The 14836-nt window shown below is 71.4% G+C and carries 14 protein-coding genes; 10 read left to right on the forward strand and 4 right to left on the reverse strand.

Going from position 1 to position 14836, the window contains the following annotated elements; genetic code table 11:
• The first annotated feature begins 1 nt into the window (after position 1).
• From hypF to SKC42_RS08115, 10 genes are all read left to right on the forward strand, one after another.
• Complete coding sequence (gene hypF / locus SKC42_RS08070) at positions 2-2338, forward strand: carbamoyltransferase HypF (RefSeq protein ID WP_330963776.1); 2337 nt, start codon at positions 2-4, stop codon at positions 2336-2338.
• Entirely contained in the window at positions 2335-3048 is a 714-nt protein-coding gene (locus tag SKC42_RS08075) for a HypC/HybG/HupF family hydrogenase formation chaperone (RefSeq protein WP_330963777.1), read from the forward strand. Before hypF ends, SKC42_RS08075 begins: the two co-directional genes overlap by 4 nt.
• On the forward strand, positions 3048-3716 hold the full coding sequence (locus tag SKC42_RS08080) for a D-sedoheptulose-7-phosphate isomerase (protein ID WP_330963778.1): 669 nt from the start codon (positions 3048-3050) through the stop codon (positions 3714-3716). Before SKC42_RS08075 ends, SKC42_RS08080 begins: the two co-directional genes overlap by 1 nt.
• A complete protein-coding gene (gene hypE, locus SKC42_RS08085; RefSeq protein ID WP_330963779.1) occupies positions 3713-4825 on the forward strand; it encodes a hydrogenase expression/formation protein HypE in 1113 nt (370 codons plus the stop codon). The genes SKC42_RS08080 and hypE overlap by 4 nt, the downstream gene beginning before the upstream one ends.
• A gap of 122 nt (positions 4826-4947) precedes the next feature.
• Positions 4948-5220, forward strand: coding sequence for a HypC/HybG/HupF family hydrogenase formation chaperone (locus SKC42_RS08090; RefSeq protein ID WP_330963780.1), 273 nt, complete (start codon positions 4948-4950; stop codon positions 5218-5220).
• Positions 5221-5235: 15 nt separating this feature from the next.
• Complete coding sequence (gene hypD / locus SKC42_RS08095; protein ID WP_330963781.1) at positions 5236-6366, forward strand: hydrogenase formation protein HypD; 1131 nt, start codon at positions 5236-5238, stop codon at positions 6364-6366.
• Positions 6363-7106: a DUF6390 family protein gene (locus SKC42_RS08100; protein WP_330963782.1), complete on the forward strand. Its 744-nt coding sequence runs from the start codon at positions 6363-6365 to the stop codon at positions 7104-7106. Before hypD ends, SKC42_RS08100 begins: the two co-directional genes overlap by 4 nt.
• Positions 7107-7127: 21 nt before the next feature.
• Positions 7128-8246 (forward strand): alkaline phosphatase family protein, encoded by a 1119-nt coding sequence (locus tag SKC42_RS08105; protein WP_330963783.1) that lies wholly within the window; start codon positions 7128-7130, stop codon positions 8244-8246.
• A gap of 747 nt (positions 8247-8993) precedes the next feature.
• Complete coding sequence (locus SKC42_RS08110; RefSeq protein WP_330963784.1) at positions 8994-9422, forward strand: hypothetical protein; 429 nt, start codon at positions 8994-8996, stop codon at positions 9420-9422.
• A gap of 128 nt (positions 9423-9550) precedes the next feature.
• Positions 9551-10432, forward strand: a complete 882-nt coding sequence (locus SKC42_RS08115) for a PPE domain-containing protein (protein WP_330963785.1) — start codon at positions 9551-9553, stop codon at positions 10430-10432.
• A gap of 6 nt (positions 10433-10438) precedes the next feature.
• Here the strand turns inward: SKC42_RS08115 and SKC42_RS08120 are convergent, their stop codons facing one another.
• Genes SKC42_RS08120 through SKC42_RS08135 form a run of 4 tightly spaced genes read right to left on the reverse strand, consistent with a single transcriptional unit; the run spans position 10439 to position 14766 of the window.
• Entirely contained in the window at positions 10439-11215 is a 777-nt protein-coding gene (locus SKC42_RS08120) for a 3-oxoacyl-ACP reductase (protein ID WP_330963786.1), read from the reverse strand.
• Positions 11212-12576, reverse strand: coding sequence for an aldehyde dehydrogenase family protein (locus SKC42_RS08125; RefSeq protein ID WP_330963787.1), 1365 nt, complete (start codon positions 12574-12576; stop codon positions 11212-11214). The genes SKC42_RS08120 and SKC42_RS08125 overlap by 4 nt, the downstream gene beginning before the upstream one ends.
• The gene (locus tag SKC42_RS08130; protein ID WP_330963788.1) at positions 12573-13454 is read right to left on the reverse strand and encodes a gamma-glutamyl-gamma-aminobutyrate hydrolase family protein; all 882 of its coding nucleotides are present in this window, start codon (positions 13452-13454) and stop codon (positions 12573-12575) included. The genes SKC42_RS08125 and SKC42_RS08130 overlap by 4 nt, the downstream gene beginning before the upstream one ends.
• On the reverse strand, positions 13441-14766 hold the full coding sequence (locus SKC42_RS08135) for a glutamine synthetase family protein (protein ID WP_442932051.1): 1326 nt from the start codon (positions 14764-14766) through the stop codon (positions 13441-13443). Before SKC42_RS08135 ends, SKC42_RS08130 begins: the two co-directional genes overlap by 14 nt.
• Between the last annotated feature and the right edge of the window lie 70 nt (positions 14767-14836).

The raw sequence follows: 14836 nt of genomic DNA on the forward strand, positions 1-14836 counted from the left end.
GATGACCCGATCCACCCGCCTGTTGCTGCGGTCCGGGGAGATCCGGCGGCGCCTCACCGTGACAGGCGTGGTCCAGGGGGTCGGCTTCCGCCCGTTCGTCCACCGGATCGCCGGCGAGCTCGGGCTGGCCGGGTTCGTCGGCAATGATTCCGGCGCGGTCTTCCTCGAGGTGCAGGGGGACCGCGCACGCATCGACGAATTCGCGCACCGCCTGCGCTCGCAGGCCCCTCCCCTGGCGCGGATCGACGCCGTCCTGGCCGCCGACCTGCCTCTGCGGTGTGAGCGCGACTTCCGCATCGTGGCGAGCGAGGCGGTCGCCGGCGCCGCGACGCCCGTCCCGCCCGACGTCGCCGCGTGCGACGCCTGCGTCGCGGAGTTGTTCGACCCGCGCGACCGGCGCTACCGGCACCCGTTCGTCACCTGCACCAACTGCGGGCCCAGGTTCACGATCATCCGCGAGTTGCCGTACGACCGTCCCGCCACCACCATGTCGGCGTTCGCGATGTGCGAGCACTGCGCCGCCGAATACCACGACCCCGCGGACCGCCGGTTCCACGCCCAGCCCATCGCCTGCCCCGACTGCGGGCCGTCGCTGTGGTTCTCGGGGGCGGGCGGGCGCGTGTGTGGGTCGGACGCGGCGCTGGCCGCGGCGCAGCGCGCGCTCGCGGGGGGCGCGGTGGTCGCCATCAAGGGAATCGGCGGCTACCACCTGGCCTGCGCCGTCGACGACGATTCCGCCGTCCGCGCGCTCCGGGCGCGAAAGGCCCGGGGCGACAAGCCGTTCGCGATGCTGGTGCGTGACCTTGGCGTGGCGCGCCGGTACGCCGAGGTCGGCGGCACCGAGGCGGCGGCCCTGTCCGGCCCGGCGCGGCCGATCGTGCTGCTGCGCCGGCGCCCCGGGGCGCCCGTCGCCGACGGGGTGGCGCCCGGCAGCCCGCTGCTCGGCCTGATGCTGCCGTACTCCCCTGTGCACCACCTGCTGCTGGCGCCCGTGCCGGGCGCCGGCCAACGGGCGCCCGACGCCCTGGTGCTCACCAGCGCGAACCGCTCCGACGAGCCGATCTGCTTCACGAACGACGATGCCGCCGAACGGCTCCCGACACTGTGCGACGCGGTCCTCGACCACGACCGGCCGATTCACGTGCCCTGCGACGATTCGGTGGTGCGCGTGGTCGACGGCGGCGAGTTGCCGATCCGCCGTTCCCGCGGCTACGCCCCGCTACCGGTCGACCTCGGGACTCCCGGCCCGGCGGTGCTGGCCGTGGGCGGCGAACTGAAGAACACGTTCTGCCTCACCGACGGACCGCGGGCCTACCTGTCCGGCCACATCGGTGACATGGCCAGCTGGGAGACGCTACGCGCCTTCGAGCGCGCCGTCGACCAACTCGGCGAAATCCGCGGCCGGCCGGAAAGGTTGGCCGCCGACCTGCACCCCGGATACCACACCCGTGAGTGGGCCGAACGCCGCGCGGGCGGCCGGCCGCTGGACCTGGTCCAGCACCACCATGCGCACGTCGTCGCGCTGCTGGCCGAGCACGGGCGCGTCGGCGAACCGATCGTCGGAGTCGCCTTCGACGGCACCGGGTACGGGTGCGACCACACGATCTGGGGCGGCGAGATCCTCACCCTCGGCGCCGACAGCCACCGTTTCGCTCGCGCCGCCCACCTCTTGCCGGTGCCGCTGCCCGGCGGTGACGCCGCCGTGCGCAACCCGTGGCGGATGGCACTGGCCCAGCTGTGGAACGCCGGCCTGGACTGGTCGCCGGAACTCGCCCCCGTCCGGGCGGCAACTCGAAGCGAATTACGGCTCATCCGTTCGCAATTGGACAGCGGGACCGGATGCGTGCCCTGCTCGAGCATGGGCCGGCTGTTCGATGCCGTCGCCTCGCTGCTGGGTGTGCGGCAGCGGATCGGCTACGAGGGCCAGGCCGCCATCGAGCTCGAGGCGCTGGCGGAGTCGGCCGCTGGGAGCGCCGGGCCGTCGCTGCCGCTGACGGTGCGCGCCGACGGCGTGATCGATCCCGCCACCATGGTGCAGACGATGGTCTCGGCCCTGCACGCCGGGACGCCGGCCGCGACGCTCGCCGCGGTGTTCCACCACGCCGTCGCCGCCGCCGTTGCCCTCGCGGTGGCCAACGTGGCCGGCGGCGTTCGGCTGGTAGGCCTGACCGGCGGTGTGTTCCAGAACGTGCTGTTGCTGCGGGCCTGCCGGAAACGGTTGACGGCGGCGGGATTTGAGGTGTTGACCCACCACACCGTTCCGCCCAACGACGGCGGGCTGGCGCTCGGGCAGGCCGTGATCTCGAGGCTGATCGCCGGGGAGGAGGCGCGCCGATGATCACCACCGCGATCGACCGCGGGCTGGGCGCGGATCTGGCCACCGACTTGGCCCGGGCCGCCTTCACCCTCGCCCGCCGTTTCGCCGCGGGCGCCACCATGTGGTCTATAGCGCCCGGCGCCGAACCGCACGCGCTGCACATCGCGGTCGAATTCGTGCATCCGGTGATCGTCGGCAAGCGCGCCCTGCCGGCGGTCGCGCTGACCGAGCCGGACCCGGTGGACCTGGTGCGGGTGTCGGCGCGGCCGGGTGACATCGTGATCGCGGTATCCGGCGCGGACGAACCACACGTGCGCTCGGTGATGCGCCGCGCCCCGGCGTGGGGCGCCACGTCAATCTGGATCGGCAGCGGGCAACGACCGAAACCCGGGGCGGCCGACCACGTGCTGTGGCTGGACGACCCCGACCCGCGCGTGCCCGCGACGGGGAGCTTCGTGCTCTTCTACCACCTGCTGTGGGAGCTGACCCACGTCTGTTTCGAGCACTCCGGGTTGCTCAAACCCGATGCGGCGCAGGAGGTGTGCGTCACATGCGGCGACGAGGGCCGCCTCGGAGAGGTGGTGCGGGCGGGTGGCGGGCCGGCCACCGTGCGCACCGCGCGCGGACTCGAGGACGTGGTGACGACGCTCGTTGATCCCGTCGCGCCCGGGGACCTGGTCGTCGTGCACGCCGGCACGGCGATCTCCCGGCTGGACGAGGCAGGCCTCTGATGGCAGACCAGGAACCCACCAACTTCTTGTACCCGTTCATCGACGCCGAGGAGGACGACCCCGAGTCGCTGCTCGCCGACCTCGCCGCGTCGGCGCAGGCAAAGGCGGCCGAGAGCCTGGCGCTGCGGCGCAGCACGCTGGACGCCAACGCCGACCTGCTGGGCCGGGCCGCCGCCGAGATGGCGCGCCGGTTCGCCGCGGGCGGGCGGTTGTTCACCTTCGGAAACGGCGGCAGCTGCACCGACTCGACCACGCTGGCCGCGTTGTTCGCGCGGCCGCCGGTCGGTACCGGGCTGCCGGCGTGGTCGCTGACCGCCGACCAGGCGATCCTGACCGCGCTGGGCAACGACGTCGGATTCGAGCTGGTCTTCGCGCGTCAGCTGATCGCGCGGGCTCAGGCCGGGGACATCGCGATCGCGATGTCGACCAGCGGCAATTCGCCGAACCTGCTCGCCGGGCTGGCCGAGGCGCACCGGCGCGGCCTGTACACCGTCGGCTTCGCGGGTTACGACGGCGGCGCGTTCGCGAGCGACCCGAACGTGGACGCCTGTTTCACCGTCCGGTCGCAGAGCGTGCACCGCATTCAGGAGTCTCAGGCGCTGCTCGGCTACCAGCTGTGGCTGGCCGTGCACGACCGGCTGCGCGGAAAGGGTTTGGGGGCCGCATGAACAAGCCAGCGGGCGAATACCTGTCGTCGGGCCCGCGGTTCGGCGAGGGCGAGGTGATCGAGCGGATCGAGTCGTTCCGTCGGCGGCGCCCGCGGCTGCTCGACGATCACGTGACCCTGGCGCACGGGGCCGGCGGGAAGGCGTCGGCGGCGCTGGTGGACGCGGTGTTCTTGGAGGCGCTGCGCAACCCGTTGCTGGAGTCCCTGGGCGACGGGGCCGTGCTGAGCCTGCCCGGCGGGGAACGCCTGGCGATGTCGACAGACTCGTTCGTGGTGCAGCCCAGGCGTTTCCCGGGCGGTTCGGTGGGCGAGCTCGCCGTCAACGGGACCTGCAACGACGTCGCCATGGCCGGGGCGGTGCCGGCCTGGATCTCGGCGGCGTTCGTGCTCGAAGAGGGCTTCCCGATCGCCGAACTGAAGCAAATCGTGGCCGACATGGCGGCCGCGGCGGCGGTGGCGGGGGTGCAGATCGTCACCGGAGACACCAAGGTGGTACCCAAGGGCGCGGCCGACGGGGTCTTCATCACCACCACCGGCGCGGGCGTCATTCCGGCGGGCCGGGCGCTGTCGGCGGGAGCGGTGCGCCCCGGGGACCGGGTGCTGCTCTCGGGCTCGATGGGCGAGCACGGGATGGCGGTCATGCTGGCGCGCGGTGATCTGGCCCTCGAGGCCGACATCGCCTCCGACACCGCCTCGCTCAGCCCGCTGGTGGAGGCCCTGCTGGCCGCCGCCCCGTCGACCCGCTGGCTGCGTGACGCCACCCGCGGCGGGGTGGGCACAGTGTGCAACGAACTCGCGCAATCCTGCGGCCTGGGGGTCCTGCTGGAAGAGGAGCGACTTCCCTTGTCGCCCAGCGTCAACGGGGCGTGTGAGTTGCTCGGCATCGACCCGCTGTATGTGGCCAACGAGGGCAAGTTCGTCGCCGTCGTCGCCCCGCGGGAGGCCGAGGCGGGTCTCGCCGCGTTGCGCTCGCACCCCTTGGGCGCCCGGGCGGCCGAGGTGGGGCAGATCGTGGCCGAGCCGGCCGAAAGTGTGGTTTTGCGAACCGGATTCGGCGGCACCCGCATCGTCGACATGCTCGTAGGTGACCCGCTGCCGAGGATTTGTTGACGTGGCGATCGCAAGCGCGGCGAAGCCGGGCGAAGCGGGTCGCCACCAGAAAGGAACGTGGCGATCGCAAGCGCGGCGAAGCCGGGCGAAGCGGGTCGCCACCAGGGAGGAAGGCGCCGCGAATGTGTCTGGGGATTCCGGCCCGGGTCGTGGAGATCACTGACCCGGCAAACTATTTGGCGAAGGTCGACGTGAGCGGCGTGCAGCGCACCATCAGCGTGCGGTTGCTCGAAGATGACCCGCCCACGCCTGACGACTGGGTGCTCGTTCACGTGGGCTTCGCGATGGCCAAGATCGACGAGACCGAGGCTCTGCTGACCCTGGCCGCCATCAAGAAGCTCGGGGACGCCTATGCCACCGAGATGGAAGCCTTCGACTCCTCGTCGATCGTCTGAGTAGGGGAAGCGCCCATGAAGTTCGTCGATGAATTCCGCGACCCCGCGGCGGCGCGTAATCTGCTGGCCGCCATCGAACACCTGGCCGGTGACGACGTGGAGCCGTTAAAGTTCATGGAGGTGTGCGGCGGGCATACCCACACGATTTATCGGCACGGCATCGAACACCTGCTGCCGGCTAACGTCGAACTCGTGCACGGCCCCGGGTGTCCGGTGTGTGTGATCCCGATGGGCCGCATCGATGACGCCATGTGGCTGGCCGCCCAGCCCGACGTGGTCTTCACCTGCTTCGGCGACATGATGCGCGTGCCCGGTTCGGCCGGCAGCCTGCTCGACGCTAAGGCCAAGGGCGCCGATGTGCGATTCGTCTACTCCCCGCTGGACGCGCTGAAGATCGCGGCCGACAACCCGCAGAAACACGTGGTGTTCTTCGCGATCGGGTTCGAGACCACCGCCCCCTCCACGGCCGTCACGCTGGTGCGCGCCCGCGACCTCGGCGTCACCAACTTCAGCGTCTTCTGCAACCACGTCACGATCGTGCCGCCGATCAAGGCCATCCTGGAATCCCCCGACCTACGCTTGTCCGGGTTCATCGGCCCCGGCCATGTCTCCACCGTCGTCGGCAACCGCCCCTACCGATTCGTGCCACAGGTCTACCGAAAACCTTTGGTGGTCGCGGGGTTCGAGCCGCTCGACATCCTGGCGGCCGTGGCGATGCTGCTCACCCAGATCCGCGAGGGCCGCTGCGAGGTGGAAAACCAGTACAAGAGGGTGGTCCCCGAACACGGCAACCCCGCCGCGCTGGCGCTGATGGGCAAGGTCTTCGCGCTGCGCCCCCATTTCGAATGGCGCGGGCTGGGATTCATCTCCCACAGCGCCCTGCGCCTGCACGACGACTTCGCCGACTACGACGCCGAACTGCGGTTCGCGATGCCCGGCGTGCGGGTCGCCGACCCGAAGGCCTGCCAGTGCGGCGAGGTCCTCAAGGGTGTGCTCAAGCCGTGGGAGTGCAAGGTATTCGGCACCGCCTGCACGCCCGAGACCCCGATCGGCACCTGCATGGTCTCCCCCGAGGGCGCGTGCGCGGCCTACTACAACTTCGGGCGCATGCACCGCGACGCGGCGAGGCTTGTGGCCCACACTTGACCACCACGCCGGACACCCGCGGCGCGGACATGTTCGCGCGCTACGCCTACGCCCCCAACGCGCTGGGTTACTGCGGTCCGCCGCTCGGCGCCACCTTGCGCGACGGCTCGGTCGACGAGGTGCGCAGGGCCGCGGCCGGCTTCAGCGGCGCCTGGCCCTACCTGCGGGTGCTGGCGAAACTCACCGGCATCGCCGACCCGCTGGACTTCCGGCTCGTCGAATCCTATTGGCTCGGCGGCGGCATCGGCGCCACCTGCGACCCACGAGACTTCTACCGGGGCCTGCTCGACATCATCGGGCCCCGGGCCGGCCACTACTGGACCCACCTAACCCCAGACCTGGCCGCCGAGGCGGCCGGCAACCACAGCTTCCACGTGTTCGGCGTCTACCCGTGGACGCGGTTTCTGGGCCGGGGCATGGACGAACACCCGCTCGGCGTGCTGGACAATTGCCGGATCGGTTGCGGCACGGTGTTATCCGTCACCGGAGACCGCGTCGAGGTGTCGTGTCGCCGGCTGGTCTGGGCCGACGGGGCGCTATCGCTCTCCGAGCCATCGGCGCGGGTGCTCGACATCTGGGCCGACGGCTACAGCGCCGTGCCCGACGTGGCGCCCGGCGATCGGGTCGCGCTGCACTGGGGCCGGTTGTGCGGCCGGCTGTCCGTGGCGCAGGCCCACACGCTGGCCGACAGCACGGATCGCCAGCTGCGCATCACGAGTGAACGGCTGGCGAACGTCTAGGGTCGTGTCACACTGACGGTCGTGTTCGGTTCACTGTGCGACGTGTTGCCCGCCGCGGCCGCACTGCTCGGCGTCCCGGACGCGCGGGACCGGCTGGCACTGACCGACCACGTCGATGCCGACGGGGTAGATCGCATCGCCGTCGTGCTGGTTGACGGGATGGGCTGGCACCTGTTACCCGAGCTCGCCGGCAGCGCGCCGCTGCTGGCCTCCGTGCTGGCCGGCGACACGGGGCGGTTGCTCGAGCTGGCCTGCACCTTCCCGTCTACCACGCCGACCAGCCTGGTGTCGCTCGGCACCGGCGCGCGGCCCGGGGAGCACGGAATCCTGGGGTTCACCCTCAACGTCCCGGGCACCGACCGGGTGCTCAACCACATCCGCTGGCGTGACGACCCGCCCCACGACGTGTGGCAGCCGCTCCCCACGTGGTTCGAGCGGCTGCAGCGGAACGGGACGAGCGCCCGCGCCCTGCTCCCGGAGTGGTTCATCGGCAGCGGGCTGACCGATGCCGCGTATCGCGGTGCGGAATTCCGCCCGACCGCCGCGACCGAGGACTACGCCCAACGGTTCTCCGACGAGCTGCGCGCGGCGCCCGGCCTGGTCTACGGCTACACCGCCGACCTGGATGCCGCTGCCCACGTGGCCGGCATCGGCTCGCCCCCTTGGCACGAGGCGGCCGCCCGGGTGGACACGCTGCTGGCGCGGCTCGTCGAGTCCCTGCCCCCGACCGCGACGCTGCTGGTGACCGCCGATCACGGCGGCCTCAACGTCCCCGACGCCGCGCGCGTCGACCTCGACGCCGACCCCCAGCTGACCGAAGGCGTGCGGGTGGTCGCCGGCGAGCCGCGGGTGCGCTACCTGCACACCGAGCCCGGTGCCGCCTCGGACGTGCGGTCCGCGTGGAGGGAGGTGATGGGCGGTGCCGCCGAGGTCTACGGCCGCGACGAGGCCGTCGCCACCGGGATGTTCGGTCCGGTCGCGCCGGCGAACCTGGCCCGGATCGGCGACGTCGTCGTGGTGTGCAACGGCGACGCCGCCGTGCTGGCCACCGGCCACGAACCCCCGGAGACCGCCCGCCTCATCGGGTTTCACGGCGCGAGCACACCGGCCGAGATGGCCATCCCGCTGATCGTGCTCTGAGCCCAGCCGGGCCCCCCCAGACGTTCCTGCAGGTCGATCGCATTTATTGTTGCAATCCGATTGCATGAGTTTCAGCGTGTCGTTACCGTCAAGGTGCGACGAACTCGTGCTTCGATTGAGGGCGCTGCGAGGGCGGTCCGGGCGGCATCCGCCGTCACGCGCCCGGCGGCCGAGCTCAGCACCCCAATGTGGTTGCGCGCCAGGACCGCCCGGTGCGCATCACACACCGCCATCGCCACGCCGCGCGAATCGGGCCCCTTGGCCAGACCGTCGATGGCCGACCCTCGAGCCACCTACCGATCTCGTGCTCGATGAAACGCGTTGCAGCGGAATACTTCACCCGCGCACTCCGATAACGCCGACGCGCGTCACAGGCGTGCGCCCACTTCTTCGGGGCGTCCCGGCCCAAAGCCCACTGAACTGGAGCAGTCGATGCGTACCTTCCACGGGCCTCGACGTCGATGGCGGCCGAGCCGATGAGCCCGGCCCCCGCGCCGTTGCCGACCGCGGGACGGTCGCGCCGCCGGCGGCGTCCGGGCTGGCAAATACGCTCGGCGGCGTGCCACTGGCCGGCCCGTCCGGGCGAGGGGTGAGCGATATCCCGCGCTACGGGTTCCGGCCCACCATAGGGGCGCATCCGCCGGCCGCCGGCTGAGCACTCGCACACCGAAACCCATACCGGACTTTGACCGTATTCACAGCTCGCAGACCTTGCCGCTCCAGTCTGTTGTTGTACAGTCAGCCAGCGTGGGGTGGTGGGGCGACGGCAGGCGACGACGTCGCCGGCCCGTGGTGGCGGCCGCCGCGATCCTCGGCGTATTCGTTGCGCTGATCGCGGGATCGGCGCTGCGACCGCAGTTTTCGGCCGCCGCACCACCGGAACCGGCGGCCTGGTCGCACGCACCCGTCAGCGCCACGAAATCGGTGCCGCAGACCGATGCCGCGGTCGCTCATGCTTTTTCGCCGCAGTCCGCGCCCGCCGGCAAGAAGCCGTTCCACAGCATGTGGATGACGCGGGATCGGCCGGCGTCGTGGGCGCGCGTGTCACCACCATGGTTCCGGGCCCCAGTGTTGGCCCCCGACAACGTCATTGAGGCGTCCGGGTACCATCCCGACGCTTCCACCGCCGGCCACGCCCGCACGAATCTCACCCGGCTCTGCGTCGCTCGCCGCTGATCGTTCAGCGCCAGGTCCCCGAATCCTAGATCACACGGCAGTTCGTGAACGGGGCGTGTAACCCCCGCGTTTATGACTTGGAGAGTCCGTTCCGCGAGCGACTCCTAGCGCGTTAGGCAGGCATCACGATGAATTTCGCATTGTTACCGCCCGAGACCAACTCCGGGCGGCTATACGACGGGCCGGGCTCGCAGTCGCTGAGCGAGGCCGCCGCCACCTGGCATCGACTGTCGCAGCGGCTGTGGACCGCGGCGGCGGACTACGCGAAGCTCGCCGCGAGGCTTCCGGCCGCGGATGCGGCCGCGCACGCCGCGGCGTGCGTCGAGTGGCTCGAAGCGACCGCCGCAAGCGCCGAAGACGCGGCCCACGGCGCCGCGGCGTCGGCTCGGGCGCACGACGCGGCGTTGACGGCGACGGTACCCCCACCGGCGATCGAGGCGAACCGGACGCGGCGAAAGTCGCTGGCCGCGGCCAACATTCTGGGCCAGGCCAGCCCGGCGGTCGCGGACACCGACACCGACTACGACGGCATGTGGGTGCGCAACGCGCGGGCCATGGCCGCCTACGCCCGCGCCTCGGCCGCAGCTTCGGTGCTGACGCCGTTCGCCCCGCCGGCCACACCCGCCTGCCGGGCCCCGGCCGCCCCTACCTGGGCCGTGGCATCCGCGCCCCACGTCGTGTCGACGGGCCGGCGGGTGATGTCGAGCATCCCCGACGCGTTGCGGGCGCTCGGTCGGTCACCGTCGACGACGCTCGACGTGCCCCTGGCGTCGGCGACGCCGTCCCTGTCGAGGCTGAGCTCGTTGAGCGCGCCGTCGGGGATCGCGATCAGTCGGCTCAACGCGCTCAACAAGGCGGCCGCTTTGCGCTATCTCTTGCCCGGCAACGGCCAGGCGCCGACGATCCGCGTGCGGCTGGGTCGTGCCAGCTTGCTCGGGGCGCTGTCGGTGCCCCGCGTCTGGTCCGCCGTGGCCACGCCGATCCCCGTCCGCCGCGGAACCGTCGCGTAGGACGGCTCAGAACGGGGTGACGTACGCCGAACTGATGCCGCCGTCCACCAAGAACGTCGAGGCGGTGATGAACGACGCGTCGTCGCTGGCCAAGAACGCGACGGCGGCGGCGATTTCGGCCGGCTCGGCGAAGCGCCCGACCGGCACGTGCACCAACCGGCGGGCGGCCCGCTCGGGGTTCTTGGCGAACAGCTCCTGCAGCAGCGGGGTGTTGACCGGACCGGGGCACAGCGCGTTGACCCGGATGCCCTGGCGCGCAAACTGCACCCCCAGCTCGCGCGACATGGCCAGCACCCCGCCCTTCGAGGCGGTATAGGAGATCTGTGAGGTCGCCGATCCCAGCACCGCGACGAACGACGCCGTGTTGATGATCGACCCCCTGCCGGCGGGGATCATGTGCCGCAGCGCCGCCCGGCAGCACAGGTAAACCGACTTCAGGTTGACGTCCTGAACCCGTTGCCAGGCGGGCAGTTCGGTGTTCTCGATCAGGTTGTCGTCGGGCGGCGAGATGCCGGCGTTGTTGAACGCGATGTCGACCGAACCGTGCGCTTCGGCGGCGGTGTCGAACAGCGCGTCGACCGCGCCTTGGTCGGACACGTCCGTGCGGACGAACAGCCCGGAGAGCTCGTCCGCGGCCGCGGCCCCGGCGTCGGCGTCGATGTCGGCGACCACGATCCTCGCCCCCTCCGCCCGCATCCGCCGGGCCGCGGCCAGCCCGATGCCGCCACCCCCGCCGGTGACCACGGCCACCCGCCCCGCCAGCCGCTGGGTCAGATCCATCACGCCTCCCTCACAGCGATGAAGACGTTCTTGGTCTCCGTGAATTGCAATGGCGCGTCGGGGCCGAGCTCGCGCCCCAGCCCAGACTGCTTGAAGCCGCCGAACGGGGTGTTGTAGCGCACCGACGAGTGCGAGTTGACCGAGAGGTTGCCCGCTTCGACGGCCCGCGACACCCGCAGCGCTCGGGACAGGTCGTCGGTCCAGATGGATCCCGACAGGCCGTATGTCGTGTCGTTGGCCAGCGCGACGGCGTCGTGCTCGTCATCGAACGCCAGCACGGTCACGACCGGGCCGAAGATCTCGTCGATGACGGCGGGGTCGGTGCGGGCCGGCGTCAGAACCGTTGGGGCGAACCAGAAACCCGGGCCGGACGGGGCAAAGCCGCGGAACGCGACGGGCGCGCCTTCGGGCACGTAGGAGGCGACCTTGTCGCGGTGCGCGGCCGAGACCAGCGGGCCCATTTCGGTATCGCGCGAGCCCGGGTCACCGACGACGACGCCGCGGACCGCCGGCTCCAGCAATTCCATGAATCGGTCATACACGTTGCGCTGCACCAGTATCCGGCTGCGGGCGCAGCAGTCCTGCCCGGCGTTGTCGAACACCCCGGCCGGGGCGGTCGCCGCCGCCCGCTCGAGGTCGCAGTCGGCGAAGACAATGTTGGCGCTCTTGCCGCCCAGCTCCAGCGTCACCCGCTTGACGTGCGTGGCGGCGCCGGCCATCACCCGTTTGCCAACGCGCGTGGAGCCGGTGAACACGATCTTACGGACGCCCGGGTGCGTGACGAACCGCTCGCCGACCACCGAGCCCTCGCCCGGCAGCACCTGCAGCAGGTCGCGGTCCAGCCCCGACTCGACCGCCAGCTCACCGAGCCGCAGCGTGGTCAGCGGCGTCCACTCGGCGGGCTTGACCAGCACGGCGTTGCCCGCGGCAAGCGCCGGCGCGATGCCCCAGGACGCGATGACCATCGGGAAGTTCCACGGCGTGATCACCCCGACCACACCCAGCGGTTCGTTGAAGGTGACGTCGATCCCGCCGGCGACGGGAATCTGCCTGCCGGACAGCCGTTCCGGCGCCGCGGCATAAAACTGCAGGACGTCGCGGACCTGACGGGCCTCGGCCTCGGCCGACGCGATCGGATGCCCCGAGTTGGCGACCTCGAGGGCGGCCAGTTCGCCGATGTGGGCGTCGACGGCGGCGGCGAAGGCTCGCAGCGCCTCGGCGCGCTGCGCCGGGGGCACCCGCGCCCAGCGTCGTTGCGCCTCGGCGGCACGCCGCACCGCGTCGTCCACGCCGGCGGCGTCGACGTGCTCAATCGTGCGCAGCGCTTCCCCGGTCGCGGGGTTGACCAGCTGCGCGGCGCTCATCGGCCGTCCGCGTACGCCCGCGCCGCCCCGACGATCGCCGAGAACAGCCGCAGGTCGTCCAGCCGCTCCTCCGGGTGCCACTGCACGGCGAGGGCGAACGCGTCGCCCGGCACCTCGAGCGCCTCGACCACGCCGTCGGCGTCCCACGCGCTGACCACCAGCCCCTCGCCCACCGTCGCGATCGCCTGATGGTGATAACAGCTCGTCTCGACCGACTCCCCCAGCAACGCGGCCAGCCGCGTCCCGGCGACCGTGCGCACCGGCAGTGACGTGAAGACCGCGTTGCCGGCCCGGTGCCCCGAGTGACCGAGGACGTCGGGCAGATGCTGGTGCAGCGTGCCGCCGAGCGCCACGTTGAGGGCCTGCGCGCCGCGGCAAATGCCCAGCACCGGCAAACCCCGCCGCAACGCCCCGCGCAGCAGCGCGAACTCCCACGCGTCGCGCAACGGGGCGGGCTCGTCGGTGTCCGGGTGTGGCTGCTGACCGTAGGCCGCGGGGTCGATGTCTTTGCCGCCGGTGATTACCAGGCCGTCGAGCCGGTCGAGCACCCGGTCGGCGGCGGCCCGGTCGACCGGCTGCGGGGGCAGCAGCACCGCGATGCCACCGGCCCGCGTGACGCCCTGGAAGTAGCTGGCCGGCAGCAGGCCCGCACAGATGTCCCAGACACCCATCTGCGCGCGGTCGAGGTAGGTGGTCAGGCCCACGACCGGGTCGTCGCCACCATCAAACTTCCGTGGCGATCGCGAGCGCGGCGAAGCCGGGCGCTGGGGACCCCGCGGAGCTGGGGAGAGGTCGCCACCATCAAATTCCCGTGGCGATCGCGAGCGCGGCGAAGCCGGGCAAAGCGGGTCGCCACCATCAAACTCAGAGGCGTTCAAAACCCCGCATCCTCTCCCAGTCGGTGACCGCCGCGTTGAACGCCGCCAGCTCCACGCGCGCGTTGTTCAGATAGTGCGCGACGACGTCGTCGCCAAAGGCCTGCCGTGCGAGCGCGGACCCCGCGAACAAGGCCGCCGCTTCGGCCAGCGTGGCGGGCAGCCGCCCGACGCCGGTCGCCTCGTAGGCGTTACCCGTGCACGGCTCGGGCGCCTCCAATCCCTGTTCGACACCGTACAGGCCCCCCGCGATCAGCGCCGCCACCGCCAGGTAGGGGTTGACGTCGCCGCCGGGGACCCGGCATTCGACGCGGATGCTGCGGCCGTGCCCGACGACGCGGAGCGCGCACGTGCGGTTGTCCAGACCCCAGGCGATGGCGGTGGGCGCGAAGCTTCCGTCGACGAATCGCTTGTAGGAGTTGATGTTCGGCGCGTGAAACAGGGTCAGCTCGGGCAGCCCGGCCAGCAGGCCCGCGACGAAACTGCCGAAAGTTCCCGACATGCCGTGCGGCCGGTCGCCGTCGCAGAATGCCGCCGAGCCGTCCGGACCGCGCAGCGACAGGTGAACGTGGCAGCTGTTGCCCTCGCGCTCATCGTATTTCGCCATGAAGGTCAGGCTCTTGCCATGCTGGTCAGCGATCTCCTTGGCGCCATTCTTGTAGATGGTGTGGTTGTCGCAAGTGACCAGGGCCTCGTCGTACCGAAAGCCGATTTCCTGCTGGCCCCTGTTGCATTCGCCTTTGACGGCCTCGAACCGCAGGCCCGCGCCCTGCATACCCTGCCGGATGTCACGCAGCAGCGGCTCCATGCGCGACGACGCGAGCACCGCGTAGTCGATGTTGTAGTCGCTGGCCGGGGTCAGGCCCCGGTAGCCGGCGGCCCACGCCTGGCGGTACGGCTCGTCAAACACCATGAACTCGAGCTCGGTCGCGACGTCGGCGCTCAGTCCCCGCTCGGCCAGCCGGCCGAGTTGCCGTCGCAGGACGGCGCGCGGCGCCACCGACACCGGGCTGCCGTCGGCCCACGCCAGGTCGGCGATCACCAGCGCGGTCGCGGGCAACCAGGGCACCAGCCGCAGGGTGGACAGGTCCGGCGCCATCACCATATCCGCGTAGCCGGTTTCCCAGCTCGACATCGCGTAGCCCGCGACAGTGTTCATCTCGACGTCGACGGCCAGCAGATAGTTGCAGCATTCGGCGCCGTGCGTCGCGATCTCGTCGACGAAAAGCCGGGCCGAGACCCGCTTCCCGACCAGCCGGCCCTGCATGTCGGCGAACGCGACGATGACGGTGTCGACCTCGCCGATACCCACCATTTGGTCCAGGGCACCCAGCGACAGCGGGGCGCCGGCATTCTCCTCACGAGCCATGACGGCTAGTCAACCA

Origin of the sequence: Mycobacterium sp. 050134 (assembly GCF_036409085.1) — a bacterium.
GTDB lineage: Bacteria > Actinomycetota > Actinomycetes > Mycobacteriales > Mycobacteriaceae > Mycobacterium.